The 25,206-nt window shown below is 72.6% G+C and carries 22 protein-coding genes; 11 read left to right on the top strand and 11 right to left on the bottom strand.

Going from position 1 to position 25,206, the window contains the following annotated elements:
* Positions 1 to 33: 33 nt before the first annotated feature.
* Genes ABEB07_RS16715 through ABEB07_RS16730 form a run of 4 tightly spaced genes read left to right on the top strand, consistent with a single transcriptional unit; the run spans position 34 to position 4,401 of the window.
* Positions 34 to 474: a GPW/gp25 family protein gene (locus tag ABEB07_RS16715; protein ID WP_176150697.1), complete on the top strand. Its 441-nt coding sequence runs from the start codon at positions 34 to 36 to the stop codon at positions 472 to 474.
* The gene (locus ABEB07_RS16720) at positions 474 to 2,435 is read left to right on the top strand and encodes a putative baseplate assembly protein (RefSeq protein ID WP_164582289.1); all 1,962 of its coding nucleotides are present in this window, start codon (positions 474 to 476) and stop codon (positions 2,433 to 2,435) included. The genes ABEB07_RS16715 and ABEB07_RS16720 overlap by 1 nt, the downstream gene beginning before the upstream one ends.
* Positions 2,435 to 3,010: a phage tail protein gene (locus tag ABEB07_RS16725; RefSeq protein WP_345669063.1), complete on the top strand. Its 576-nt coding sequence runs from the start codon at positions 2,435 to 2,437 to the stop codon at positions 3,008 to 3,010. The genes ABEB07_RS16720 and ABEB07_RS16725 overlap by 1 nt, the downstream gene beginning before the upstream one ends.
* Complete coding sequence (locus ABEB07_RS16730) at positions 3,007 to 4,401, top strand: NADase-type glycan-binding domain-containing protein (protein ID WP_345669064.1); 1,395 nt, start codon at positions 3,007 to 3,009, stop codon at positions 4,399 to 4,401. The genes ABEB07_RS16725 and ABEB07_RS16730 overlap by 4 nt, the downstream gene beginning before the upstream one ends.
* 56 nt (positions 4,402 to 4,457) lie before the next feature.
* Here ABEB07_RS16730 and ABEB07_RS16735 read toward each other — a convergent pair whose 3' ends face one another.
* Positions 4,458 to 5,672 carry a polyamine ABC transporter substrate-binding protein gene (locus ABEB07_RS16735; RefSeq protein WP_345669065.1) on the bottom strand — a complete coding sequence of 405 codons (1,215 nt, stop codon included), beginning with the start codon at positions 5,670 to 5,672 and terminating at the stop codon, positions 4,458 to 4,460.
* A 624-nt stretch (positions 5,673 to 6,296) separates the two neighbouring features.
* Positions 6,297 to 7,736 (bottom strand): gamma-aminobutyraldehyde dehydrogenase, encoded by a 1,440-nt coding sequence (locus tag ABEB07_RS16740; protein ID WP_345669066.1) that lies wholly within the window; start codon positions 7,734 to 7,736, stop codon positions 6,297 to 6,299.
* A gap of 170 nt (positions 7,737 to 7,906) precedes the next feature.
* Here ABEB07_RS16740 and ABEB07_RS16745 point away from each other — a divergent pair, with 170 nt between their 5' ends.
* The 6 genes from ABEB07_RS16745 (at position 7,907) to ABEB07_RS16770 (ending at position 13,699) form a co-directional block, all read left to right on the top strand.
* Positions 7,907 to 8,431: an Lrp/AsnC family transcriptional regulator gene (locus ABEB07_RS16745; protein ID WP_164582714.1), complete on the top strand. Its 525-nt coding sequence runs from the start codon at positions 7,907 to 7,909 to the stop codon at positions 8,429 to 8,431.
* Positions 8,416 to 9,795: an aspartate aminotransferase family protein gene (locus ABEB07_RS16750; protein ID WP_345669068.1), complete on the top strand. Its 1,380-nt coding sequence runs from the start codon at positions 8,416 to 8,418 to the stop codon at positions 9,793 to 9,795. Before ABEB07_RS16745 ends, ABEB07_RS16750 begins: the two co-directional genes overlap by 16 nt.
* Positions 9,796 to 10,071: 276 nt before the next feature.
* Entirely contained in the window at positions 10,072 to 10,815 is a 744-nt protein-coding gene (locus ABEB07_RS16755; protein ID WP_176150690.1) for an ABC transporter ATP-binding protein, read from the top strand.
* On the top strand, positions 10,797 to 12,134 hold the full coding sequence (locus ABEB07_RS16760) for a hypothetical protein (RefSeq protein WP_345669069.1): 1,338 nt from the start codon (positions 10,797 to 10,799) through the stop codon (positions 12,132 to 12,134). Before ABEB07_RS16755 ends, ABEB07_RS16760 begins: the two co-directional genes overlap by 19 nt.
* 129 nt (positions 12,135 to 12,263) lie before the next feature.
* Positions 12,264 to 12,671 (top strand): VOC family protein, encoded by a 408-nt coding sequence (locus ABEB07_RS16765; protein ID WP_176150688.1) that lies wholly within the window; start codon positions 12,264 to 12,266, stop codon positions 12,669 to 12,671.
* 293 nt (positions 12,672 to 12,964) lie between these two features.
* Positions 12,965 to 13,699, top strand: a complete 735-nt coding sequence (locus ABEB07_RS16770; RefSeq protein ID WP_345669070.1) for an LAETG motif-containing sortase-dependent surface protein — start codon at positions 12,965 to 12,967, stop codon at positions 13,697 to 13,699.
* A gap of 65 nt (positions 13,700 to 13,764) precedes the next feature.
* On the opposite strand, the gene ABEB07_RS16775 is transcribed toward ABEB07_RS16770, so the two are convergent.
* The 9 genes from ABEB07_RS16775 to rpsB all read right to left on the bottom strand — a co-directional run bounded on the left by ABEB07_RS16775 (position 13,765) and on the right by rpsB (position 24,044).
* Positions 13,765 to 14,784 carry an ABC transporter ATP-binding protein gene (locus ABEB07_RS16775; RefSeq protein WP_345669071.1) on the bottom strand — a complete coding sequence of 340 codons (1,020 nt, stop codon included), beginning with the start codon at positions 14,782 to 14,784 and terminating at the stop codon, positions 13,765 to 13,767.
* Complete coding sequence (locus tag ABEB07_RS16780; RefSeq protein ID WP_345669072.1) at positions 14,784 to 16,388, bottom strand: ABC transporter permease; 1,605 nt, start codon at positions 16,386 to 16,388, stop codon at positions 14,784 to 14,786. The genes ABEB07_RS16775 and ABEB07_RS16780 overlap by 1 nt, the downstream gene beginning before the upstream one ends.
* 47 nt (positions 16,389 to 16,435) lie before the next feature.
* Entirely contained in the window at positions 16,436 to 17,509 is a 1,074-nt protein-coding gene (locus ABEB07_RS16785; RefSeq protein ID WP_345669073.1) for a thiamine ABC transporter substrate-binding protein, read from the bottom strand.
* Between the two features lie 212 nt (positions 17,510 to 17,721).
* Positions 17,722 to 18,828, bottom strand: coding sequence for a dual-specificity RNA methyltransferase RlmN (gene rlmN, locus ABEB07_RS16790; RefSeq protein WP_345669074.1), 1,107 nt, complete (start codon positions 18,826 to 18,828; stop codon positions 17,722 to 17,724).
* A 118-nt stretch (positions 18,829 to 18,946) separates the two neighbouring features.
* The gene (locus ABEB07_RS16795; protein WP_425589017.1) at positions 18,947 to 20,239 is read right to left on the bottom strand and encodes a phosphatidate cytidylyltransferase; all 1,293 of its coding nucleotides are present in this window, start codon (positions 20,237 to 20,239) and stop codon (positions 18,947 to 18,949) included.
* Positions 20,240 to 20,370: 131 nt separating this feature from the next.
* Complete coding sequence (frr, locus tag ABEB07_RS16805; protein WP_164587004.1) at positions 20,371 to 20,928, bottom strand: ribosome recycling factor; 558 nt, start codon at positions 20,926 to 20,928, stop codon at positions 20,371 to 20,373.
* A 210-nt stretch (positions 20,929 to 21,138) separates the two neighbouring features.
* Positions 21,139 to 21,897, bottom strand: a complete 759-nt coding sequence (gene pyrH / locus ABEB07_RS16810) for a UMP kinase (protein WP_164587005.1) — start codon at positions 21,895 to 21,897, stop codon at positions 21,139 to 21,141.
* A gap of 206 nt (positions 21,898 to 22,103) precedes the next feature.
* On the bottom strand, positions 22,104 to 22,940 hold the full coding sequence (gene tsf / locus ABEB07_RS16815) for a translation elongation factor Ts (protein WP_164587006.1): 837 nt from the start codon (positions 22,938 to 22,940) through the stop codon (positions 22,104 to 22,106).
* Between the two features lie 162 nt (positions 22,941 to 23,102).
* Complete coding sequence (gene rpsB / locus ABEB07_RS16820) at positions 23,103 to 24,044, bottom strand: 30S ribosomal protein S2 (protein WP_176150683.1); 942 nt, start codon at positions 24,042 to 24,044, stop codon at positions 23,103 to 23,105.
* A gap of 565 nt (positions 24,045 to 24,609) precedes the next feature.
* On the opposite strand from rpsB, the gene ABEB07_RS16825 reads away from it, so the two are divergent.
* Positions 24,610 to 25,200 carry a murein hydrolase activator EnvC family protein gene (locus ABEB07_RS16825; protein ID WP_425589016.1) on the top strand — a complete coding sequence of 197 codons (591 nt, stop codon included), beginning with the start codon at positions 24,610 to 24,612 and terminating at the stop codon, positions 25,198 to 25,200.
* Positions 25,201 to 25,206: the final 6 nt, after the last annotated feature.

The raw sequence follows: 25,206 nt of genomic DNA on the forward strand, positions 1-25,206 counted from the left end.
TTGCCGGGTTCCCGGAAGGCGGGTGGGTCGCTGATGGCCGAGCAGTTCGTCGGGTCCGGGTGGTCGTTCCCGCTGCGGATCGGGCCGACCGGCGGTATCGCGCTGGTCAGCGGGGAGCGGGAGATCGAGGAGGCGATCCGGCTGGTGCTGTCGACCGCGCCGGGCGAACGGCCGATGCGGCCCGACTTCGGCTGCGCCATCCACGACCTGGTCTTCGCCCCGGTCAACGAGCAGACCGCGGGCCGCATCCAGCACGAGGTGCACGCCAGCCTGGACCGCTGGGAGCCGCGGATCGAGGTGGACGACGTGGAGGTGACGGCGGGCGGCGACCGCAGCGTCCTCTACATCGACGTGCGCTACTCGATCCGCGGCACCAACAACCCGCGCAGCCTCGTCTTCCCCTTCTACGTCATTCCGTCCCACGACGAGCCGGAGGGCCGCGGCCCCTCCCCGGCTCCGGAAAGCGACCGCTGATGGCACTGCCCTCCCCCAACCTCGACGACCGCCGCTTCCAGCAGTTCGTCGACGACGCCAAGCGCTACATCCAGCAGCGCGCGCCGGAATGGACCGACCACAACGTCTCCGACCCGGGCGTCACCCTGGTCGAGACGGTGGCCCACATGGCCGACCAGATCGTCTACCGGCTCAACCGGGTGCCGGACAAGAACCACCTGGCCTTCCTGGACCTGGTCGGGATCACCCTGTTCCCGCCGTCCGCGGCCCGCACCGACGTCACGTTCTGGCTGGCGGCGCCGCAGGAGGAGCCGGTGGCGGTGCCGATCGGCACCGAGGTCGCCACCCTGCGCACCGAGAGCGAGGAGGCCGTCGTCTTCGCCACCGAGCGCGAACTGAGCGTGGTGCCGAGCGAGTTGCGGCATCTGCTGGTGCAGCACCAGGGCGAGGCGGCGGTGGACCGTACGCACGACCTGGCCGAGGAGGGCAAGGACCTGCTGTGCTTCGCCGAGTCGCCCGACCCCGGCGACTGCATGCTGCTCGGGCTGTCCGCCGCGGTGCCGCACTGCGCCGTCGCGCTGGACCTGGACAGCCGGGTGGACGGCGTCGGCGTGGACCCGCGCCAGCCGCCGCTGGTGTGGGAGGCGTGGACGGCGGACGGCTGGCGGCCGTGCGAGGTCGACCGGGACGGCACGGGCGGTCTCAACCGGCCCGGCGAGGTGATCCTGCACGTCCCCGGCGGACACGTGCTCTCGCGCAACGCCGGTCAGGAGGCGGGCTGGCTGCGCTGCCGGGTCACCGAGCCCCACCCCGGCCAGCCGTTCTACACCACCTCGCCGACGGTCCGCGCCGCCGAGGCGTTCACCGTCGGCGGCACCACCGCCGTCGTGCACGCCGAAACGGTGTACGACGAGGCGCTCGGCGAGTCGACCGGGCTGCCCGGGCAGCGGCTGCGCCTGACGCACGCGCCCGTGGTCGGCGACGATCCGCCGGTGCTGTTGCAGACCGCCGAGCACGAGGGCTGGCGGGACTGGCGGGTGGTGCCGAACTTCGCCGCCTCCGGACCCGAGGACCGGCACGTCACCCTGGACGCCACCACCGGCGAGATCGCCTTCGGACCCGCGGTGCGCGAACCGGACGGCTCGCTGCGCCAGTACGGCGCGGTGGCGCCCAAGGGCTCCCCGATCCGCGCCCACCGCTACCGCACCGGCGGCGGCCGGGCGGGGAACGTGGCCCGCGGCGCGGTGCAGATCCTGCGCACCTCGATCCCGTACGTCTCGGAGGTCGTCAACCGCGAGGCGGCGCGCGGCGGCGTCGACGGGGAGACCGTGGCGGAGGCCAAGGTCCGCGCGCCGATCACGCTGCGCGCCCAGGAGCGTGCGGTGACCCTGCGCGACTACGAGGAGCTGGCCCGCCGGGCCGCGCCGGAGACGGCGCGCATCACCTGCCTGGAGGGCGAGGAGGGCGAGCACGGCGCCTACGCGGTCAGGGTGCTGGTGGTGCCGCAGGCCGTCGCCGACCCGGGCGGCCGGCTCCGCTTCGAGCAACTGGTGCCCGGCGACGCCCTGCTGGACCGGATCACCCGGCACCTGGACGAACGGCGCCTGATCGGGACCCGGTTGGCGGTGGGGCCGCCGTACTACCAGGGTGTGACGGTGGTGGCGACGGTGCACGCCTTCCGGGGCGTGGACACCGACCGGGTGCGCCGCGACGCCCACGACGCGCTCTACCGGCACCTCGACCCGCTCACCGGCGGCGCCGACGGGGCCGGCTGGCCCTTCGGGCGGCCCGTCCAGTCCGGCGAGGTGTTCGCGGTGCTCCAGCGGGTGCCGGGGGTTGAGCTGGTCGACCAGGTGGTGCTGCACCCCGCCGACCCGCTGACCGGCAAGCGCGGCGAGGCCACGGACCGCATCGACCTGTCCCGTCCCTCGCTGGTGTTCTCCTTCGACCACCGGGTGCGTGTGATCGGGGACGGTGCCTGATGCGGGGCTCCATCGACGGTCTCGGCTCGTCCGCGCCGATCGGCATGATGCTGCCGGCGGTGTTCGCCGACGACGACCTCGCGCAGCGCTTCGTCGGCGGTCTGGACGAGGTGATGGCGCCGATCCTGAGCGTGCTGGACTGCCTGGACACGTATTTCCGCCCGTCCGTCGCCCCGCTGGACTTCGTCCGCTGGCTGGCCGGCTGGGTCGGCGCGGAGACCGAGGGCGGCGAACCGGAGCCGCTGCTGCGCGCGGCGGTGGCCGCGGCGGCGTATCTGCACCGCATCCGCGGCACCCGGCGCGGGCTGTCGGAGGCGGTGCGGCTGGCCTTCGGCGTGGTGCCGGAGATCAGCGAGAGCGGGGCGTCCGACTGGAGCGCCCGCCCGCTCGGTCCGGTGCCCGGCGAGACGCGCCCGCGCCTGCACGTCCATCTGCGGCTGCCCCACCCCACCACAGCGGACCGGCACCGCCTGGACACCCTGGTGGCCGCCGCCCGCCCCGCCCACATGCCGTACACGGTTCAGGTGACCCCCACGGAAGCCGCCGTCCCCGCCGAAAGGACCTCCGAACGATGACGACCACCCAGAACTGCGCCGACTGCGGCACCCGCGCGGAACCGGGCCAGTCGTTCTGCGACGCCTGCGGGGCGGTGCTGAGCTGGACGGACCGCTCGGCGCCGCGCACGCCGGCCGGGGCGACGGCGACGGCCTCGGCGGCGGCCGCCGAGGCGCAGACGAGTGCCGGCGGCGGTTCCGGCGAGCCCGCCGGGGCGCAGACTGCGGCGCCGGCCGGGGCACGCCCCGCCGAACCGCCGACGGCGGAACCCGCGACCGCCCCTTCCCCCTCCCCGGCCGCGTCCGCGCCCGCCTCCCGCCAGGCCGACGCCGGGGAAACCCCGGTGCCGCACCCCGCCACTCCCGCCCCCGCGGAGCCCACTCCTGGCTCGCCCGCCACATCCCCGTCGGCGGACACCGTTCCCCAGCCCTCCGTGCCCACCGCCACCCCGGCCACGGACGGGAACGCCACCACCACGCCCCTGCCCGCCGCTCCGGAGCCCGGCACGGACGAGGGGATGACCGACCGGGCGCGGCAGCTGCTCATCCCGGTCGCCGACCCGTCCCCGCAGGCCGCGCCGTCCCCCGCCGTGGCCCCGGTGCTGCCGGGCCGCCCGGTCGCCCAGCGCCCGCAGACGGTGCGCGCCCCGGGCGAGGAACTGGGCGCCGACGGCGGGGCGCCGTGCCCGTGGTGCGGCACGCGCAACCGGCCCGACCGGCACTACTGCACCCGCTGCGCGATGCCGATGGCGGGCAGCGGGCAGACGCCGGGCCGGCTGCCCTGGTGGCGGCGGCTGACGTCGGCCGGCAACCGCGAGGCCCCGTGGGCCGGCGACCGCCCCCGACTGCGCCGCGCCTTCGACCGGATCCTGGCCTGGCTGGTCGCGGCCGTCGTCCTGACGCTGCTGATCGTGCTGGCGGTGCACATCCCGCAAGGCGTCCAGGCGACCCGCGACCACTTCGCCAAGCGGGCCCCGGTGGCGCCGGACAAGGTCACGGCGTCCCGCTCCTACCCGGGGCACAAGCCCGAGCTGGCCTTCGACAAGCTCAACAACACCTGGTGGGGTCCCGGAGTCTCCGAGTCGGGCCAGGGCCAGTGGATCGAGGCGCGGTTCTCCGAGCCGACCCGGCTGCTGGACCTGATCATCACGCCGGGCGTGTCGATCCGTCCCGACCAGCTCTCCCAGTCGGCGCTGCCGCACCGCGTCGAGGCGCTGATCACCCTGGCCGACGGCAAGACGACCAAGCGCGAACTCACCCTCGACCAGGGCGCGGGCGGCCAGCGCCGCGCGTTCCGGGTCGGCAAGGTCACCGCGGTCCGCTTCATCATCGAGTCGGCCTACCAGACCTCGTCGAGCAAGCAGGTCTCCCTGGCCGAGATCGAGTTCTTCGGCCCGTCGAACGGGGGCTGAGCGGCGGCTGAGCGGCGGCCGCGGGGTGTCCGCCCCGCGGCCCGCGTCGCCGTGGCCTACAACCCCACGATCTTGTTCCAGCGCCGGGCGAACTCCAGGCGTTCCGTGGACGTGATGTCGCGGGCGACGGCCAGGCGGCGGCGCATGGTGGAGTCGGGGAAGATCAGGGGGTTGTCGGCCAGGGCGGCCGTGTCCTCGTCCTTGGACCGGGCGAGCACCTCCCGGGCCGCCGGGACCGGGCACACGTAGTTCACCCAGGCGGCCAGCTCGGCGGCGACCTCGGGTTCGTAGTAGTAGTCGATGAGGCGTTCCGCGTTGGCCTTGTGGGCGGCCAGATTGGGGATCATCAGGGAGTCCGACCACAGCTCGGCGCCCTCCTCGGGGACGACGAAGCGGATGTCGGGGTTGTCCGCCTGGAGCTGGATCACGTCGCCGGAGTAGGCCTGGCAGGCCAGGACGTCGCCGCTGACCAGGTCCTTGGTGTAGTCGTTGCCGGTGAAGCGGCGGATCTGGCCGCGCGCCACCTCCTTCTCGACCTGGTCGCACACCCGGTGGAAGTCCGCCGCCCGCCACGTGCGGATGTCGACGCCGTTGCCCTGCATCAGCAGCGCGAACGCCTCGTCGAGCCCGGACAGCAGCGTCACCCTGCCCTTCAGGTCGCTCGCCCACAGGTCGGAGACGGCGCGGATCTCGCGGCCGAGCCTGCGGCGGTCGTAGGCGATGCCGGTGATGCCGGACTGGTACGGCACCGTGAACCGCCGCCCGGGGTCGAAGGCGGGCGAGCGCAGCAGCGGGTCCAGGTTGGCGGCCACGTGGGGCTGGTGGGCACGGTCCATCTGCTGCACCCAGCCCAGGCGCACGAACCGCGCGCACATCCAGTCGCTGATGACGATGAGGTCGCGGCCCGGCTTCTGGTGGTTCATCAGCGCGGGGCTGATCTTGCCGAAGAACTCGTCGTTGTCGTTGATCTCCTCCGAGTAGTGCACCGAGATCCCGGTGCGCTTCTCGAAGCCCTCCAGGGTGGGCCGCCGGTTGGGGTTCTTGTCGTCGGTGTCGATGTAGAGCGGCCAGTTCGACCAGGTCAGGTGCTTGTCGGTGGCGGAGGTGTCCGGGGCGGAGCGGTCGCCGGGCCGGACGTAGGCCGCGGGCACCCCGCAGCCGGCGAGCGCGCCGAGCGCGGACGCGGCGCCGAGCGCGCGCAGCAGGGAACGGCGGGAGGGTGCGGGCGCGCTCGCGAGCGGCTTCAGGGGCGTCATCGGTGTCCGGGGCATTGGCGCAGCATGCCGCGACCGCCGGGACCGGGACAATCGACGCTCCGTCGAGCCCACCGGTGCGGAGGCGACACGTTGTCGATCAGCCCTGGCCGGCGGCTCCGGGAGACCCGGCCGGCGGCCGCCCTGCCGGCATGCCGAGGCCCGGCCGGACCGCACCCCGGCCGACGGCCAGTACGGCGGCGTCGAGCCGGACCCCACCCGGTCGGCGGCCAACGCGACGGCACCGAGCCAGACCCCCACCTCGGCCAGCGGCCAGCACGACGGCACCGAGCCAGACCCCACCCGGCCGACGGCCGCACCCAGCCGGATCCCACGCACCCGACGAGCCCCCGCGCACCCCGCCGGCCCGCCCGACCGGCCGGGCCGCCCTCACCCGCCCGCGAACCCCGGAACCCCTGAGCCCCGGGAACCCCTGAGCCCCCGCCACCCCGGTAGCCCCGGAAGCCCCAACAGACCCGCAGCCCCGCGCCGTGCGACCGACGGGACGGCCGACGGCATGGCGCGACCCCGGACGGTCCGTCCTCCGTCCGGGGTCGCGGGTCGTACGGCGGGCGCCGCTCGGACCGCGGGGGCGGGGGAAGCCCCCGCGTCCGCCGTCCGAGCCGTCCCGCCCGCGGAGCGCTACGCGTCCAGCGACGTCATCACGTGCTTGATCCGCGTGTAGTCCTCGAAGCCGTACGCCGACAGGTCCTTGCCGTAGCCGGACTTCTTGAAGCCGCCGTGCGGCATCTCGGCGACCAGCGGGATGTGGGTGTTGATCCACACGCAGCCGAAGTCGAGCTTCTTGGACATCCGCATGGCGCGGGAGTGGTTCTTGGTCCACACCGAGGAGGCCAGCGCGTACTCGACGCCGTTGGCCCACTCGACGGCCTGGTCCTCGTCGCTGAAGGACTGGACCGTGATGACCGGGCCGAAGACCTCCTGCTGGATGATCTCGTCGTCCTGCTTGAGGCCGGAGACGACGGTCGCGGCGTAGAAGTAGCCCTTGTCGCCGACCTGGTGGCCGCCGGCCTCGACCTTGGCGTGGGCGGGCAGCCGCTCGATGAAGCCGGCGACCTGCTTGAGCTGGTTGGGGTTGTTCAGCGGGCCGAAGAGCACGTCCTCGTCGTCCGGCTGCCCGGTCTTGGCCTCCTCGGCGGCCTTGGCGAGCGCGGCGACGAACTCGTCGTGGATCGACTCGTGCACGAGGACGCGGGTGGCGGCCGTGCAGTCCTGGCCGGCGTTGAAGAAGCCGGCGACCGAGATGTCCTCGACGGCCTTGTCGATGTCGGTGTCCTCGAAGACCACGACCGGGGCCTTGCCGCCCAGCTCCAGGTGGACCCGCTTGAGGTCCTTGGAGGCGGACTCGGCGACCGACATGCCGGCCCGTACCGAACCGGTGATGGAGGCCATCGCCGGGGTGGGGTGCTCGACCATGAGGCGGCCGGTGTCGCGGTCGCCGCAGACGACGTTGAAGACGCCCTTGGGCAGGACCGAGCCGATGATGTCGGCGATCAGGACCGTGGAGGCGGGGGTGGTGTCCGACGGCTTGAGGACGACCGTGTTGCCCGCGGCGAGGGCCGGGGCGAACTTCCACACGGCCATCATCATCGGGTAGTTCCACGGCGCGACCTGCGCGCACACGCCGATCGGCTCGCGGCGCACGATGGAGGTCAGGCCCTCCATGTACTCGCCGGCCGAGCGGCCCTCCAGCAGGCGCGCCGCGCCCGCGAAGAAGCGGATCTGGTCGACCATCGGCGGGATCTCCTCGGAGCGGGTGAGCCCGATGGGCTTGCCCGTGTTCTCCACCTCGGCCGCGATCAGCTCCTCGGCGCGCTCCTCGAAGGCGTCCGCGATCTTCAGCAGGGCCTTCTGGCGCTCGGCCGGGGTGGTGTCGCGCCAGGCCGGGAAGGCCGCCGCGGCGGCGGCCATGGCGGCGTCGACGTCCGCCTGGCCGGACAGCGGCGCGGTCGCGTACGCCTCGCCGGTCGCGGGGTTGACCACCTCGGTGGTCCGTCCGTCGGCGGCGTCCCGGAACTCACCGTCGATGTAGTTGCGCAGACGACGCAGCTCGGTGCTCACTGCCGGCCCTCCTTGGCTGGTTCAGGTGTCCAATCGCTGAGACACCCACCCTAGTCGCCGCGGCCACGTTTTCAACACCCCCACCGCCGTGACTTCTGCGAAATCCGCAAAGATCTGGCATCACAACAACGAATTACATCGCTCACGCCTTGCAAAACTGTCGAGACGTCGTGCACAGTGAGGTCGTGGCCAGTCGAAGCGCAGAGCAGAGGGACTCGTCCCGCGAGTCCCGCAACGGGAACGGCACCCCCCAGCTGGACGCCGTCTCCCTCGCCATCATCCAGCAGCTCCAGGAGGACGGCCGCAGGCCCTACGCCGCGATCGGCAAGGCGGTCGGCCTCTCCGAGGCGGCCGTCCGCCAGCGCGTCCAGAAGCTGCTGGACCAGGGCGTCATGCAGATCGTCGCCGTCACGGACCCGCTCACCGTGGGCTTCCGCCGGCAGGCGATGGTCGGCGTCAACGTCGAGGGCGATGTCGAGGCCATAGCGGACGCGCTGACTGACATGTCGGAAGTCGAGTACGTGGTGATGACCGCGGGCTCGTTCGACATCCTCGCCGAGATCGTCTGCGAGGACGACGACCACCTGCTGGACGTCATCAACAAACGCATCCGGGCCCTGCCCGGCGTGCGCTCCACCGAGAGTTTCGTTTACCTGAAACTCAAGAAGCAGACCTACATGTGGGGAACCCGATAACCGTGAGCAAGGACCTCAGCCGCACCGCGTACGACCACCTGTGGATGCACTTCACCCGCATGTCCTCGTACGAGAACTCGCCCGTGCCGACCATCGTGCGCGGCGAGGGCACCTACATCTACGACGACAAGGGCAAGCGCTACCTCGACGGTCTCGCGGGTCTGTTCGTGGTCCAGGCCGGCCACGGCCGCACCGAACTGGCCGAGACCGCCTTCAAGCAGGCCCAGGAACTGGCGTTCTTCCCGGTGTGGTCGTACGCCCACCCGAAGGCCGTCGAGCTGGCGGAGCGCCTGGCCGACTACGCGCCGGGCGACCTGAACAAGGTGTTCTTCACCACCGGCGGCGGTGAAGCCGTGGAGACCGCCTGGAAGCTCGCCAAGCAGTACTTCAAGCTGGTCGGCAAGCCCACCAAGCACAAGGTCATATCCCGCGCGGTCGCCTACCACGGCACCCCGCAGGGCGCCCTGTCCATCACCGGCCTGCCGGGGCTGAAGGCCCCCTTCGAGCCGCTGGTGCCGGGCGCGCACAAGGTGCCCAACACCAACATCTACCGCGCCCCGCTGTTCGGGGACGACCCGGAGGCCTTCGGCCGCTGGGCCGCCGACCAGATCGAGCAGCAGATCCTCTTCGAGGGCCCCGACACCGTCGCGGCCGTCTTCCTGGAGCCGGTGCAGAACGCCGGCGGCTGCTTCCCGCCCCCGCCCGGCTACTTCCAGCGGGTGCGCGAGATCTGCGACCAGTACGACGTGCTGCTCGTCTCCGACGAGGTCATCTGCGCCTTCGGCCGCCTGGGCACGATGTTCGCGTGTGACAAGTTCGGCTACGTCCCGGACATGATCACCTGCGCCAAGGGCATGACCTCGGGCTACTCCCCGATCGGCGCCTGCATCATCTCCGACCGCCTGGCCGAGCCGTTCTACAAGGGCGACAACACCTTCCTGCACGGCTACACCTTCGGCGGCCACCCGGTCTCCGCCGCGGTGGGCCTCGCCAACCTCGACCTGTTCGAGCGCGAGGGCATCAACCAGCACGTGCTGGACAACGAGGGCGCCTTCCTGTCCACGCTGGAGAAGCTGCACGACCTGCCGATCGTCGGCGACGTCCGCGGCAACGGCTTCTTCTACGGCATCGAGCTGGTGAAGGACAAGCACACCAAGGAGTCCTTCAACGACGAGGAGACCGAGCGCGTCCTGTACGGCTTCCTGTCCAAGGCGCTGTACGACAACGGTCTGTACTGCCGTGCCGACGACCGCGGCGACCCGGTCGTCCAGCTCGCCCCGCCGCTGATCTCCAACCAGGAGACCTTCGACGAGATCGAGCAGATCCTGCGCGCCACGCTGACGGAGGCCTGGACCAAGCTGTGACCCTCCCGTCACGGTGAGCGCCACAGGCGCGCGCTGAGGGCGCGCGGCTGAGGCGCGTGCCTCCGATCAGATGATCATCACCGGCCCCGGAGCCGTCCGTTCGAGTGGGAAACGGCGGCCCGGGGCCGTGTGCTGTCCGGGCTCCCGGCGTCGGCTGCCTAGCGTTCAGTGACCGATCGGCTTCGCCTTCGTTCCCTCGTACGGGGGATTCGTACGAAGGATCCCCGACCCGTACGGCAACGCGCGGCATTTCTGATCCGAACCGAGGTGTACGCCATGGTGGCCCCGCCGGACAACGACGTGCTCTGGGCCCGCGCCCTGCACTACACCCACAAGGACGGCTCGCCCGCACTCGCCGGCGTCTCGCTCGGCGTCCGGCAGGGCGAGATCCTCGCCGTCGGCGGCCCGAGCGGCAGCGGCAAGACCACGCTGCTGCGCTGCCTGTCCGGCATGGTCCGGGTGCGCGAGGGCGAGGTCTGGTTCAACAGCTCCCCCGTGCACACCCTCGGCCCGCTCGCCCGGGAACGGCTGCGCCGCGACCGGTTCGGCTGGATCGACCCGGCCCCCGTGCTCGTACCGGAGCTGAACGTCTGGGAGAACACCGCCCTGCCGCTGATGCTGCGCGGCTCCACCCGGCGCCGGGCCAAGGTGGCCGCCCTGGAGTGGCTGGACCGCCTGGACGCCGGCGAACTCGCCCGCAAGCGCCCGCACCAGCTGCGCCAGGCCGAGCGCCAGCGCGTCTGCGTCGCCCGCGCGCTCGCCCCCGCGCCGACGGTGCTGTTCGCCGACGAGCCGACCGCCCCGCTGCACCGCGCCGACCGCGCCCACGCGCTGCGCACCCTCACCACCGCCGCCCGCTCGCACGGCATCACCGTCGTGCTCGCCACCCACGACGCGGAGACCGCGGCCCTGGCCGACCGCACGGTGAACCTGCTCGACGGCCGCTGCGTGAAGACCGTCCACCTGCCGCCGGCCGGCGACACCACGGAAGGCCGGGCGGCGTGCTCGCTCTCCGTCTGATCCGCGTCGCCCACCCCGCCGTCCAGCTGCGCCGCCTGACCGTCGTGGCGGCCTCGGCGGGCACCGGCTTCCTGCTCCTGAGCAGCCTCGGCCACGCCCTCGGCCACCCCGACCACCCCTCCGCCGCGCTGCTGCGCCTGGCCTGGTGCGCGGTGCCGCTGGCCGCCACCGCGCACCTGGCGGTCGCCGTCGCCCGCACCGACCCCGGCACCCGGCCGCGCAGCGCCCTGTCCGCGCTCGGCCTGGGCCCGGCCCGGCTGCTGGCCGTCTCGGCCGGCACCACCGCCCTGTCCTCGGCCTTCGGCGCGCTGCTCGCGCTGCTGCTCTTCCTCTCCCTGCGCGGCGACCTGCCCGGCTGGCCGTTCCCCGTCGACGGCACGGCCCACGGCTTCCTCGCCGCCCGCAAGCGGCTGCCGGTGCCCGGCACACTGCTCCTGCTCGCCGCCGTCCCGGCGCTCGCCTCCGCGGCCGTCGCCGCCGCCCTGCGCCCGCGCGAACCACGGCCCGGCCCCGCCCGCACCGCCGGCCCCGCCGGCCCCGCGCCGGAGACGGCCGCTTCCGGCGACGACGGCCGCGGCGACGACGGCGACACGGTCACCGGAGAGGGCGCCGCCGGAAGCGGGACGGCCACCGGAGCGGGCGCCGCCGGAAGCGGCACGGTCACCGGAGCGGGCGCCGACGACGACCCCGGCCGTCCGCTCCCGCCCGACCGCGCCCCCACCGGCCTGCCCTGGGGCATCGCCGTGCTCGCCGCCGGCCTCACCGTCGAGACCTACGCCGGGGGCGCGGCCGGCACCGCCGCCCGCGCCGCACTGCCCGGCGGCCTCACCGCCGGATCGGCGCCCGTCCTCGCCGGCTGGCTGCTCACCGCGGCCGGGCTCGCCCTCGCCGGCCCCGGCCTCACCCATCTGTGCGGCCGGCTGCTCCAGGCGGTGCGGCCGGGCGCGGTGCGCCTTCTGGCCGGGCGGGTCCTGATGGCGGAGGCGGTCCGGATCGGCGGACCGCTCGGCGTGCTGTGCGCGGTCGCCTCGGCGGCGTACGCCCTGATCACGTTGCACGGCCGGGCCGCCGGGCCCCTCGGCCCGCTCACCGCGCTGGGCGCGCTGCTCGTGGCCGGATGCGCGGTGGCCGCCCTGCTCATCGCCGCCGTCGAGGCGCGGCAGCTGCGCCTCGGCACCACCTCCGCGCTGCGGCGCCTGGGCGCGCCCGCCGCCGTGCTGCGCTCCGCCGCCGCCCTGCGCACCGCCGCCGTGCTGACCCTGTTCGTGCCGCTGACCTGGGCGGTGGCCACCCTCGCCGCACTGCCCCTGACCCGCTGACGCGACCGCCCCGGCGCTCGGGAGGACCGCCGGAAAAAGTTGGCCGAACGGCGATGAGTTCCGCGAGCCCGTCGCGTCTACCCCTGCGTAAGCACGCACGGCACCGCCCACGACGGGAGCGACCCCACCATGTACCAGCAGATGATCTTCGTGAACCTGGCGACCGACGACGTGGCCGCGTCGAAGGAGTTCTTCAGCGCGCTCGGCTACTCCATCAACCCGCAGTTCTCCAACGACGACTGCACCTGCGTCGTCATCAGCGACACGATCATCGCCATGCTGCTCAGCAAGAAGCACTACGCCGAGTTCACCAAGAAGGAGATCGTGGACTCCACCCGGACCAGCGAGGTGCTGATCTGTCTGAGCGCCGAGAGCCGCGAGAAGGTGGACGAGCTGGTCGAGAAGGCGGTCGCGGCCGGCGGCACGGCGTCGGACCGGATCCAGGACTACGGCCAGATGTACGGCCGCGCCTTCGACGACCTCGACGGGCACACCTGGGAGGTCATGTGGATGGACCCGGCGGTGGTCCAGGGCTGACCCGGACGGCCCCGGAGGGATTCGCTCCGACCCGGGCGGGATGCGCCCGGGCGGGCCCTATCACCCCCACCGCCCGGATCGGACCCATTCACCACGCGCTCAAACGTCACGGCGGTTAATGAACGGGCAAAGTCAACGCCCTTGCGGGGCAGGCGCGTTGACACTGCTGTCCGAGCGCCTATAGATCTGGGCCTCTTGGGGGTGCCGGGGCACTCCTCGACGTCCCGTGGCCGCCCCACCACCCCCCTTCACCCCCCGCAACCGCACCTCCCGTGAAGGGCACAGTGGCCATCTTGTCGATATCCCGCCGCACCGCACGACCCCTGCGCGCCCTGTGCGTCGCCGCCGCGTCCGCCGCCCTCGCCCTCGGCGCGGCGGGCACCGCGCTCGCCTGCGACATCAGCGAGTTCTCCGCCGAAGCCAAGTGCGTCGATGGCAACGGTGTCATCGTCGTCACCGACAAGGACGCCTCCGGCGCCCCGGCCGTCGTCACCGTCTTCCTGGAGAACAACGGCGCGGACGTGAAGCGGATCGGCACACCGCGGTCGGTCAAGGGCACCGCCCGGGGCGCCACCGTCTCGTTCACCGAGGACTGGCAGCCGAACGCCGAGTACCGCGTCCGCGTCAAGGCCGGCGGCAAGCTGGTCGACGAAGACATCGAGCCGAACCTCAGGACCCCGTCCGCCGCGTGCGCGTCGGCCACCCCGAGCGCCCCCGCCTCCCCGGCGAAGCCAGGCACACCCGAGCAGTCGGCCACCGCGACCCCGTCGGCGCCGGCCACCTCCGCGGCGCCCTCGACGCCCGCCGCCCGGACTCCGGTCCCGGTCCCCTCGCAGAGCAGCACCGCCCCGGCGGGCACCACCGTGGACAACGCGCCCTCGCCCGCGGCCGGTGACTCCCACCTCGCCGAGACCGGCACGAGTTCGCGCACCCCGCTGATCGCCGGCATCGCCGTCGCCCTGGTCGTCGTCGGCGGCGGCGCCGTCTTCTACGGACTGCGCCGGCGCGGGACCGGCAGCGCCCGCTGACGCCCACGTCCGCACCCGCCGGCCGCGGCCGCGGCCGGCAGACCGGTCGGTACGGCCCGGCGGGTTCAGTCCAGCAGCACGACGTCCGCCGGGTCGAACTCCACCCCCACCTCGTCGCCGACCTCCGGCGCCGAGCGCAGCGCACAGGCCGCCTCCAGGCGCGGCGCGTCCGCGGGCTGGAGGTGGACGGCGACATGAGTGCCCTTGAAGGCGCGGGCGGCGACCGTGCAGCGCAGGCCCTCACCGGCGGGGAGCAGACGGACGCCGGCCGGCCGGACGAGCAGGGTACGCGTGCCCGCCGCGGCGCCCTCGGCGACCGGCACCTTTCCCCAGGGGGTGATCGCGACCCGGCCGTCCACGCTCGCCTCGACGACGTTCTCGAAACCGAGGAAGCGGGCCACGAAGGCGTCCGCCGGGCGCTGCCACACCTCCAGCGGGGTGCCGGACTGGGCGATCCTGCCGTCGCGCATCACCACGACCCGGTCGGCGAGCGCGAACGCCTCGCCCTGGTCGTGCGTGACAGCGAGCACCGTGGTGCCCAACCGGCCGAACAGCTCGCGCAGTTCGACCACGAGCCGCTCGCGCAGGGTGCGGTCGAGCTGGCCGAGCGGCTCATCCAGCATCAGTAGCCGCGGCCGGGGAGCGAGCGCGCGGGCCAGTGCCACCCGCTGCTGCTCGCCGCCGGACAGGGCGGCAACCGACCTGCCGCCGGCCCCGGGCAGCCCGACCAGGTCCAGCAACTCCGCGACGCGCGCGACCCGTTCGTCCTTGGCCGTGCCGTGCATCCGCAGCCCGAAGCCGACGTTGCCGGCCACGTCGCGCTGCGGGAACAGCTGGTGGTCCTGGAACATCAGCCCGACCTCGCGCCGGTGCACCGGCACCGCCGCCTGATCCCGGCCGTCCAGCAGCACCCGCCCGGCGTCCAGCGGCTGCAACCCGGCCACCGCCCGCAGCAGCGTCGACTTGCCGCTGCCGCTGGGGCCGAGCACGCACACGATCTCGTGCTCGGCGACCGCCAGACCGACGCCGTCGAGCACCGCCCGCCCGCCGAAGCGCACGGTGGCGGTCTCCAGACTCAGCAGCATCACAGCTCCCCGCTCCGGTCGGCGGTCCGCAGCCTCTCCAGGAGCAGCAGGGCCACGGCGCACACCACCATCAGAATCGTCGACAGGGCCATCGCCTGCCCGTAGTTGAGGTCGCCGGGCCGGCTCAGCAGCCGGGCCACCGCGACCGGCAGCGTCGGGTTGTCGGGCCGGGCGATGAACACGGTGGCGCCGAACTCGCCCAGCGAGACCGCGAAGGCGAACCCGGCGGCCACCAGCAGCGCCCGCCGCACCATCGGCAGGTCGACCTCCCGCCACACCCGCCACGGGGACGCGCCGAGCACGGCGGCGGCCTCCCGCAGCCGTGCGTCTACCGCGCGCAGCACCGGCAGCATGGTGCGCACCACGAACGGCACGCCCACCAGGGCCTGGGCGAGCGGCACCAGGATCCAGGACTGGCGCAGGTCCAGCGGCGGCTTGTCCAGGGCGATCAGGAAACCGAAGCCGACGGTCACCGCCGAGACGCCGAGCGGCAGCATCAGCAGCGCGTCGAAGCCGCGTACCAGGCGTCCGGCGTCCCGGCGGGTGAGCGCGGCGGCGGCCAGCGAGCCGATCACCACGGCGATGGCGGTGGCCGCGGCGGCGTAGGACAGGGAGGTGCCGACGGCGCTGATCGGGGCGACGGGGAAGACGCCGCCGTCGGGGTCGGTCAGCGCCCGGTAGTAGCCGAAGCCGGGGGCGGTCAGGGAGCGTTGCACGAGCACGGCGAGCGGCAGCAGGAGCAGTACGGCGCTGGTGGCGAGCACTCCGGCCAGCAGCGTCCACTGCCCCGCGCCGCGCGGCCTGCGGGCGGTCAGGGCGGCGTCCACCAGCTTCAGCGCGCCCTCCCGGCGCCGTACGGTCCAGGCGTGCACGGCGAGGATCGCGCCCACCGCCGCGAACTGGACGAGGGTGAGCACGGCGGCGGTGGACAGGTCGAAGATCTCGGAGGTCTGCCGGTAGATCTCCACCTCCAGGGTGGAGAAGGTCGGGCCGCCCAGGATCTGCACCACGCCGAAGGAGGTGAAGGTGAACAGGAAGACCATCAGCGCGGCGGCGGCGACGGCGGGGGCCAGCGCCGGCAGGGTGACCGTGCGCCAGGCGGTCAGCGGCGAGGCGCCGAGCATCCGCGCCGCCTCCTCCTGCCGCGGGTCGAGCTGCGCCCACAGGCCGCCGACGGTGCGCACCACGACGGCGTAGTTGAAGAAGACGTGGGCCAGCAGGATCGCCCACACGGTGGTGTCCAGGCGTACGCCCCACAGCTGGTCGAGGAGGCCGCCGTGGCCGAGGAGGGCGAGGAAGGCGGTGCCGACGACGACGGTGGGCAGCACGAACGGCACCGTGACCACGGCGCGCAGAATCTGCCGGCCGGGGAAGTCGAGGCGGGCCAGGACGTAGGCGCCGGGCAGCGCGATCAGCAGGGTGAGCGCGGTGGAGGCGAGCGCCTGCCAGGTGGTGAACCACAGCACGTGCCGGATGCCGGCGTCGCCGAGGACGTCGGCGATCCGGCCGAACCGCCAGGCGCCGTCGATCCGCAGGCCGCGCCGGACGATCGCGGCGACCGGGTAGGCGAAGAAGACCGCGAAGAACGCGACGGGCAGGGCCATGAGGCCGAGCCGCGCCGCGTTCCCCGCACGCCGGCGTCGCCCGCCGGTCACTTCACCGCGAGCGAGGTCCACGACTTGACCCACTGGTCGCGGTGGGCGGCGATCCTCTCGGGCGCCATGGTCTCGGGGTCCTTGGCCTGCGGGCCGTACTGGGTGAACTCCGCCGGCACCCGGGCGCCCTGGAGGACCGGGTAGACGAACATGTTCAGCGGCATGTCCTCCTGGAACCGCTTGCTGACCAGGAAGTCCAGGAAGGCCTTGCCGCCCTTGGTGTTGCCGGCGTTGGCGAGCAGTCCGGCGTACTCGACCTGGCGGAAGCAGGTGCCCTGGGCGACGCCGGTCGGGGCGGTCTTGGGGCGGGGCTGGGCGTAGATGACCTCGGCGGGCGGCGAGGAGGCGTAGGAGACGACCAGCGGGCGGTCGCCCTTGGCCTTCCGGCCGCCGGCGGAGCCGGAGAACTCCTGGTCGTAGGCCTGCTCCCAGCCGGAGACGACCTTGACGCCGTTGGCCCTCAGCTTCTTCCAGTACGCCTGCCAGCCCCCGTCGCCGTACTTGGCGGCGGTGCCGAGCAGGAAGCCGAGGCCGGGCGAGGAGGCGGCGGCGTCCTCGGTGACGAGGAGGTTGCGGTACTGCGGCTTGACGAGGTCGTCGAAGGTGGCGGGCGGGGCCAGCTTGTGGTCGGCGAAGTACTTCTTGTCGTAGTTGACGCAGATGTCGCCGGTGTCTATGGGGGTCACCCGGTGCTTGGCCCCGTCGGCACGGTACGGCGCCTCGATCCGGTCGGAGCCCTTGGCCTCGTAGGGCTGGAAGAGGCCGTTGTCCAGGGCGCGGGACAGGAGGGTGTTGTCGACGCCGAAGAAGACGTCGCCCTGCGGGTTGTCCTTGGTGAGGATGGCCTTGTTGACGGCCTGTCCGGCGTCGCCGTCGGTGAGGACCCGCACCTTGTAGCCGGAGGACTTCTCGAACTCCGCGATGACGCTCTTGGACGCCTTCCACGAGTCGTGGCTGACCAGGGTCACGGTCTTGGAGTCGGCGGCGCTCGTGCCGCCGGACGATCCGCACGCGGACAGCGTGACCAGTCCCAGCCCGACCGCGGCCGCGACGAACGTCTTGGTGTGCACTGGATTTTCCTCCTGGATGGTGGCCAGGAAGAGACGCGGCCCTGCCCGGGCATCCGCGCGGATGCCCGGGCAGGGCGCAACAGCTCGAGTGATGACCGAACTTCCTACCCAGAATGACCTGGGCGAGGTTCAGAGGGTCTGCGGCCGGTGCCGCACTCTCAGCGCTGTGGCGCTCCCCTGTCGGAATATGAAGATGTGTGTACGCGCTCAGACTACCGCTCGGTGGCGGCGAGCTGGCCGCAGGCGCCGTCGATCTCCTGGCCGCGGGTGTCCCGGATGGTGACCGGCACGCCGTGCGCGGCGATCGCCTCGACGAACGCCTTCTCGTCCTCGGGCCGCGAGGCGGTCCACTGGGAGCCGGGGGTCGGGTTGAGCGGGATGCAGTTGACGTGCACCGGCCTGCCCTTGAGCAGCCGGCCGAGCCGGTCGCCGCGCCAGGCCTGGTCGTTGATGTCGCGGATCAGCGCGTACTCGATGGACAGCCGGCGCCCGGACTTCGCGGCGTACTCGAAGCCCGCGTCCAGCACCTCCCGCACCTTCCACCGCGTGTTGACGGGCACGAGGGTGTCGCGCAGCTCGTCGTCGGGGGCGTGCAGGGAGATGGCGAGCCGGCACTTGAAGCCCTCGTCGGCGAACCGGTGGACGGCCGGGACCAGGCCGACCGTCGAGACGGTGATGCCGCGCTGCGACAGGCCGAGCCCGTCGGGCTCGGGGTCGGTGAGGGCGCGGATCGCGCCGACGACACGCTTGTAGTTGGCGAGCGGCTCGCCCATGCCCATGAAGACGATGTTGGACAGCCGCGCCGGGCCGCCCGGGACCTCGCCGTCGCGCAGCGCGCGCATGCCGTCCACGATCTGGTGCACGATCTCGGCGGTCGACAGGTTGCGGTCCAGACCCGCCTGTCCGGTGGCGCAGAACGGGCAGTTCATGCCGCAGCCCGCCTGCGAGCTGATGCACATGGTCACCCGGTCCGGGTAGCGCATGAGCACCGACTCGACCAGCGTCCCGTCGAACAGCCGCCACAGCGTCTTGCGGGTGGTGCCCGCGTCGGTCGACAGATGCCGCACGACCGACATCAGGTCGGGCAGCAGCGCCTCCCGCAGCTTCTCCCGCGAGCCGGCCGGGATGTCGGTCCACTGCTCCGGGTCGTGCGCGTACCGCGCGAAGTAGTGCTGCGAGAGCTGCTTGGCACGGAACGGCTTCTCGCCGATCGCGGCGACGGCCTCCTTGCGCTCGGCAGGTGAGAGATCGGCAAGGTGCCGCGGCGGCTTCTTGGCTCCGCGCGGGGCGACGAAAGTGAGTTCTCCGGGCTTGGGCATGGTGCATCCAGTGTCGCAGATCGACTTGGGTGGCCCGGGCGGGCCGGTGCCGGACGTGCTGTCACGCCGACGGGCCCCCACCGGGTGGGGGCCCGTCGGCGCAGGACGTGGTCGGCGGTCAGGCGGAGCCGACGAACAGGACGAGCAGCAGCCAGACCACCGGGGCGGTGGGCAGCAGGGAGTCCAGGCGGTCCATGATGCCGCCGTGGCCGGGCAGCAGCGTGCCCATGTCCTTGATGCCCAGGTCCCGCTTGATCATGGACTCGCCGAGGTCGCCGAGCGTGGCGCTGGCCGCGACCGCGAGGCCGATGACCAGGCCCTGCCACCAGACGCCGTCGTCGATCAGGAACTGCGTGCACAGCGCCCCGGCCACCATGGCGAACGCGATCGCGCCGAACAGCCCCTCGCGGGTCTTGCCCGGGCTGATGCGCGGAGCGAGCTTGTTCCTGCCGAAACGCCAGCCGACGGCGTACGCGCCCGTGTCGCTGACCACGGTCAGGATCAGGAAGGTCAGGACGCGGTACGGGCCGTCGTCCGCGGTGAGCATCATCGCCACGAAGGTGGCCAGGAACGGCACGTAGAAGGCGGCGAAGACGCCCGCCGTGACGTCCTTGAGGTAGCCCTCGGGCGGCTGGGTCATCCGCCAGACGAGGACCGCGAGCGTGGTGAGCGCCATCGCCACCCAGGCGCCCTCGGCGTCGCGCACGTATCCGGCGACCACCATCGCGGCGCCGCCGACGGCCAGCGGCACCAGCGGCGCCTTGATGTCCTTGCGTTCCTGGAGGCGGCTGGTCAGCTCCCACAGGCCGACGACGACCGCGACCGCGATCACGCCGACGAAGACGGCCTTGACGATGAACAGGGAGGCGACGATCACCACACCGAGCCCGAGACCGACTCCTATGGCAGCGCCCAGGTCCCGGCCCGCGCTCTTCTTCTGCGGGGCGGGCGCCGGCTGCGGGGCGTCGGGCATGGGCTCCGGATTCTGCGCGGCCGCCTGGGGGAAGGGCGGCGTCTGCGGCGTGTCGTAGGGCCGCGGCTGCGGGTGCGGCTGCGGCGCTTCGTACGGCTGCGGGTGCGACTGCTGGTGCTGCCGCGGTATCTCGTACGGCTGCGGGTGCGACGGTATGCCGTACGGGCGCGGGTGCTGCGTGTCGTACGGCTGCGGTTGCGCGGGCGCCTGCGCCGCGTACGGCTGTGCCTGCGCCTGCGCCGCGTAGGGCTGCGGCTGTCGTGGGTCGTACGGCTGCGGCTGCGCGGCGTAGGGCTGCGGCTGCGGCTGTTGCTGCGGGGGCTGCGCGCCGGGAGGCCGCGGGGCCTCGTCGCGGAACAGAGGGCCGCCCGTGCGGACGGCCCCCCGGTCGTCATCCTGGGCGCCGCCGTGAGCGGGCACCTCGGGCACGACGGGCATGGGGCGGGTCTGCTGGACGCCCTGCTGCGCGTCGTGGACGGGGCCTTCGGGGACGGACCCCTGGTCGGGTGACCCGTCCGCGGGCCCCCAGTACCCGGCCGGCTGCGGCGTTCCCCAGGAAGAGTCGTTCATCAGACCTCGAGCAGCTCCGACTCCTTGTGCTTCAGGAGCTCGTCCACCTGCGCCACGTACTTGGCGGTGGTGTCGTCGAGCTCCTTCTCCGCACGGCGGCCCTCGTCCTCGCCGACCTCGCCGTCCTTGACGAGCTTGTCGATGGCGTCCTTGGCCTTGCGGCGCACCGAGCGGATGGAGACCTTGGCGTCCTCACCCTTGCCCCTGGCGACCTTGATGTACTCGCGGCGGCGCTCCTCGGTCAGCTCCGGGAAGACCACTCGGATGATGTTGCCGTCGTTGCCGGGGTTGACGCCCAGGTCGGAGTCCCTGATCGCCTGTTCGATGTTGCGCAGCGCGGTCTTGTCGAACGGGGTCACGACCGCCATGCGCGGCTCGGGCACGGAGAACGAGGCCAGCTGGTTGATCGGCGTCGGCGCGCCGTAGTAGTCGGCCACGATCTTGTTGAACATCGCCGGGTGCGCACGGCCGGTGCGGATCGCGGCGAAGTCCTCCTTGGCGACCACGACGGCCTTCTCCATCTTCTCCTCGGCCTCGAGGAGGGTCTCTTCGATCACCACTTGCTCCTGCGTGTCTTGAGTAGGCCCGGCTGCGGTTCCTCGTCGGGGCCGACGGCCGGCTGCGTCGCGTCTTCTTCCTGCACGGTTCCCGACCGGCAGGACATTGTCCATCCCCCGGCCCGGGTCCGTCCCGCCCGTCCCCCGGACAGGTGCCGGGCGGCCGGACGAGGCCGGTCGTCCGGCCGGGCGGTTCCCGCCGGGACGGGGTCAGCCCCGGCCGGCCTGGTCACCCACAAGCGTGCCGATCTTCTCACCCTTGACGGCGCGGGCGATATTGCCCGCCTTCAGGAGCTCGAAGACGACGATCGGGAGCCGGTTGTCGCGGCAGAGCGTGATCGCCGTGGCGTCGGCGACCTTCAGGTCCCGGGTGATGACCTCGCTGTAGCCGAGGGCGTCGAACTTCACCGCGTCCGGGTTGGTCTTCGGGTCGGAGTCGTAGACCCCGTCCACGCCGTTCTTGCCCATGAGGAGCGCCTCGGCGTCGATCTCCAGGGCGCGCTGGGCGGCGGTGGTGTCGGTGGAGAAGTACGGCATGCCCATCCCGGCGCCGAAGATGACCACGCGGCCCTTCTCCAGGTGGCGCACGGCACGCAGCGGGATGTACGGCTCGGCGACCTGGCCCATGGTGATGGCGGTCTGGACCCGGCTGTCGATGCCTTCCTTCTCGATGAAGTCCTGCAGGGCGAGGCAGTTCATCACGGTGCCGAGCATGCCCATGTAGTCCGAGCGGGCGCGGTCCATGCCGCGCTGCTGGAGCTCGGCGCCGCGGAAGAAGTTGCCGCCGCCGATCACGACCGCGATCTGCGCGCCGTCCCGGACGACGGCCGCGATTTCACGGGCGATGGCGTGCACCACGTCCGGGTCGACGCCCAGGCCCCCGCCGCCGGAGAAGGCCTCTCCGGACAGCTTCAGCAGAAACCGGCCGGACACTTTGCCGTCGTCGCTCTTCTGGGCCTTGCTGGTCATTGGGATACCGCCTCTGTTACGTGGTGCACATGCGAAGAAGGCCATTGCCGGTGGGGCGTGTTTCGCATCCCATGCTCGGCAATGGCCTCCTCGTCAGATCTGCTGTCGTCCGTCACGCGCGCGTGCGTGGCGCCCTACGCGAGCGACGGGGACGACTGCTGTCGACCCTATCCGGGTCGGCGTCCGTCGCGGTACGGACTGTGGACTCAGATGCCGACCTTGATGCGCGTGAAGCGCTTCAGGGTGACACCGGCCTCGTCCAGGACCTTCTGGACGGACTTCTTGTTGTCCAGCGCGTAGGGCTGGCCGAGCAGCGTGGCGTCCTTGAAGAAGCCGTTCAGACGACCCTCGACGATCTTGGCGATCGCGGCCTCGGGCTTGCCCTCGGCGCGGGTGGTCTCCTCGGCGATGCGACGCTCGGACTCGACGACGTCGGCCGGCACGTCCTCCTTGGCCAGGTACTTCGGCGCGAAGGCGGCGATGTGCTGGGCGATGCCCTTGGCGACCTCGGCGTTCGGCTTGTCCAGCTCGACGAGGACACCGATCTGCGGGGGCAGGTCGGGCATCGTGCGGTGCATGTACGCGATGACGAAACCGTCGGTGAACTGCGCGAAGCGGTCCAGGACGATCTTCTCGCCGAGGTTGGCGTTGGCCTCGTCCACGAACGCCTGGACGGTCTTGCCGGGCTCGATCTCGGAGGCGAGCAGGGCCTCCAGGTCGGCCGGGGCGGTCTTGGTGACGTGCTCGGCGATGGCGTTGGCCACGGCCTGGAACTTCTCGCCCTTGGCGACGAAGTCCGTCTCGCACTTCAGCTCGACCAGGACGCCGGCGGAGTTGTCGTCGGCGATGATCGAGACCACGGCGCCGTTCTCGGCGGAGCGGCCCTCGCGCTTGGCGACGCCCTTCTGGCCCTTGATGCGCAGCGCCTCGACGGCCTTCTCGACGTTGCCCTCGGCCTCGTCCAGCGCCTTCTTGCAGTCCATCATGCCGGCGCCCGTGAGCTCACGAAGCTTCTTGACGTCGGCGGCGGTGTAGTTCGCCATGAGTCTGTGAATCTTTCTCGAAGTCTGGAAGATCGAAGATCAGGGGGCCTGCGGTCCCCCGCCGCCCATGGAGCGGGAGCCCGCTGACGCGCCGCTGACCTACGGGTGAACGGCGGGAGCGGGGTTCACACCGCTCCCGCCGTCAACGCTGACACTGACGGGTCAGGCCTGCTGCTCGTCCTCGGTCTTGACCTCGGCGGCGTCCTCGGTCTTGACCTCGTCCTCGGCCTTGACCTCGGCGGCGGCTTCCTCGACGGCCTCGGCGACCGGGGCGTCGGGGGCCGGCGTCTCGGCGGCGGCCTCGACGGCCTCGGCGGACTCGTCCGCCTTCTTCTCGCCCTCGAGCAGGTCGCGCTCCCACTCGGCGAGCGGCTCGCTCGCGGCCTTCTCGCCCTTGTCACCGGTGTTGACGCCGGAGCGGGAGATGAGGCCCTCGGCGACGGCGTCGGCGATCACGCGGGTGAGCAGGGTGACGGAGCGGATCGCGTCGTCGTTGCCCGGGATCTTGTAGTCGACCTCGTCGGGGTCGCAGTTGGTGTCGAGGATGGCGACGACCGGGATGTTGAGCTTGCGGGCCTCGCCGACCGCGATGTGCTCCTTCTTGGTGTCCACGATCCAGACGGCGCTGGGCACCTTCTGCATCTCGCGGATACCGCCGAGGGTCTTCTCCAGCTTGGCCTTCTCGCGGGAGAGGACCAGCAGCTCCTTCTTGGTGAGGCCGGAGGCGGCCACGTCCTCGAAGTCGATCTGCTCGAGCTCCTTCAGGCGCTGCAGGCGCTTGTAGACGGTCGAGAAGTTGGTGAGCATGCCGCCCAGCCAGCGCTGGTTGACGTAGGGCATGCCGACGCGGGTGGCCTGCTCGGCGATGGCCTCCTGCGCCTGCTTCTTCGTGCCGACGAACATGACCGTGCCGCCGTGGGCCACGGTCTCCTTGACGAACTCGTAGGCGCGGTCGATGTACGACAGCGACTGGAGCAGGTCGATGATGTAGATGCCGTTGCGCTCGGTGAAGATGAAGCGCTTCATCTTCGGGTTCCAGCGACGGGTCTGGTGACCGAAGTGGACGCCGCTCTCCAGCAGCTCCCGCATCGTGACGACGGCCATGGCCGTATCTCCTTGAATTTCTCGGTTGTGCCGCGGATGCCGGACGGCTTCCGCGCCTGACGCCCGCGTGCGCCTGCCGCGAAGGACCGAGGGGCGCTGACACCGACCGTTGCCGGCCGGGGTGTCGGGGCGTGCGAAGTCGACCCGGTGACCCGGGTCGCCATCAGAAGTGTACGGGACACGGAAGGCCCCGGGTGACGCCGCTGTCCACAACCGGAGGGTTGTCCACAGGTTCCGGCGGCGGACGGCGCGGCGGGGCACCGTGGTGCGCATGTCCGAGGTGCGCGGGAAGCGCTGTGCGAAGGGGCGGCCGGGGCCGCATTCGGGCCTGCCGGCCCGGCTGAACCTGCTGAATCCGGTGGTTCTGGTGGTCCTACTGGTCCTGGTGTTCGACGTGCCGGCGCCGGGCGTCCGGGCCGACGGGGACGGCGCCGGCCCGGCGGGCGGTCTGGGTGCTTGGGGGTCTGCGGGTGCTCGGGGGTCTGCGGGTGCTTGGGGATCTGTGGGTGCTCGGGGATCTGTGGGTCCTCGGGGGGCTGGGGCGAGCGGGGGGCGGGGGGCTGCGGTGGCCGACGGGGCGGTGGTGTCGGCTGGCGGGACGGTGGCGGCGGCCGACGGAGCGGTGGCGGCGGTTGGCGGGACGGCGGCGACGGCCGGCGGGGTGGCGGCCGAGGGGGCGGTGCCTGCCGTGGGGCGGTACTGGCCGGTGGGGGCGCGGCCGCCGGTGCTGCGCGGCTGGGAGCCGCCGGCGACGCCGTACGGGCCCGGCCACCGGGGCGTAGACCTCGGGGCGCCGCCGGGCACTCCGGTACGGGCGGTGGCGGCGGGGCGGGTCTCCTTCGCGGGACCGGTGGCGGGGCGGGGCGTGGTCGCGGTGGAGCTGTCGGGGACCGGAGATCCACCGCTGCGGACGACGTACGAGCCGGTCAGGGCGTCGGTGAGGGAGGGCGAGTCGGTGGCGGCGGGACAGGTCGTCGGCACGGTGGAGGGACCGGGACCGGCGTCCACGGCGCACTGCGGGCCCGGCTGCCTGCACTGGGGCCTGCTCAGAGCGGACGCCTACCTCGATCCGCTGCTGCTCCTGCCGCCGTGGCTGCTGAACACCGGCCCGTCGAGACTGCTACCGGTCCTGGCAGCACCGCCCCCGCCGACGTGACGCCGC

It is taken from the genome of Streptomyces similanensis, assembly GCF_039543625.1.
Taxonomy (GTDB): Bacteria; Actinomycetota; Actinomycetes; order Streptomycetales; family Streptomycetaceae; genus Streptomyces; species Streptomyces similanensis.

Bases quoted from the DNA above. Each gene is read 5' to 3' on its own strand.
- ABEB07_RS16715 (WP_176150697.1), top strand. From the start codon at position 34: ATGGCCGAGCAGTTCGTCGGGTCCGGGTGGTCGTTCCCGCTGCGGATC.
- ABEB07_RS16720 (WP_164582289.1), top strand. From the start codon at position 474: ATGGCACTGCCCTCCCCCAACCTCGACGACCGCCGCTTCCAGCAGTTC.
- ABEB07_RS16725 (WP_345669063.1), top strand. From the start codon at position 2,435: ATGCGGGGCTCCATCGACGGTCTCGGCTCGTCCGCGCCGATCGGCATG.
- ABEB07_RS16730 (WP_345669064.1), top strand. From the start codon at position 3,007: ATGACGACCACCCAGAACTGCGCCGACTGCGGCACCCGCGCGGAACCG.
- ABEB07_RS16735 (WP_345669065.1), bottom strand. From the start codon at position 5,672: ATGCCCCGGACACCGATGACGCCCCTGAAGCCGCTCGCGAGCGCGCCC.
- ABEB07_RS16755 (WP_176150690.1), top strand. From the start codon at position 10,072: ATGGTGGCCCCGCCGGACAACGACGTGCTCTGGGCCCGCGCCCTGCAC.
- ABEB07_RS16765 (WP_176150688.1), top strand. From the start codon at position 12,264: ATGTACCAGCAGATGATCTTCGTGAACCTGGCGACCGACGACGTGGCC.
- ABEB07_RS16775 (WP_345669071.1), bottom strand. From the start codon at position 14,784: ATGCTGCTGAGTCTGGAGACCGCCACCGTGCGCTTCGGCGGGCGGGCG.
- ABEB07_RS16780 (WP_345669072.1), bottom strand. From the start codon at position 16,388: ATGGCCCTGCCCGTCGCGTTCTTCGCGGTCTTCTTCGCCTACCCGGTC.
- rlmN (WP_345669074.1), bottom strand. From the start codon at position 18,828: ATGCCCAAGCCCGGAGAACTCACTTTCGTCGCCCCGCGCGGAGCCAAG.
- ABEB07_RS16795 (WP_425589017.1), bottom strand. From the start codon at position 20,239: ATGCCCGTCGTGCCCGAGGTGCCCGCTCACGGCGGCGCCCAGGATGAC.
- pyrH (WP_164587005.1), bottom strand. From the start codon at position 21,897: ATGACCAGCAAGGCCCAGAAGAGCGACGACGGCAAAGTGTCCGGCCGG.
- tsf (WP_164587006.1), bottom strand. From the start codon at position 22,940: ATGGCGAACTACACCGCCGCCGACGTCAAGAAGCTTCGTGAGCTCACG.
- rpsB (WP_176150683.1), bottom strand. From the start codon at position 24,044: ATGGCCGTCGTCACGATGCGGGAGCTGCTGGAGAGCGGCGTCCACTTC.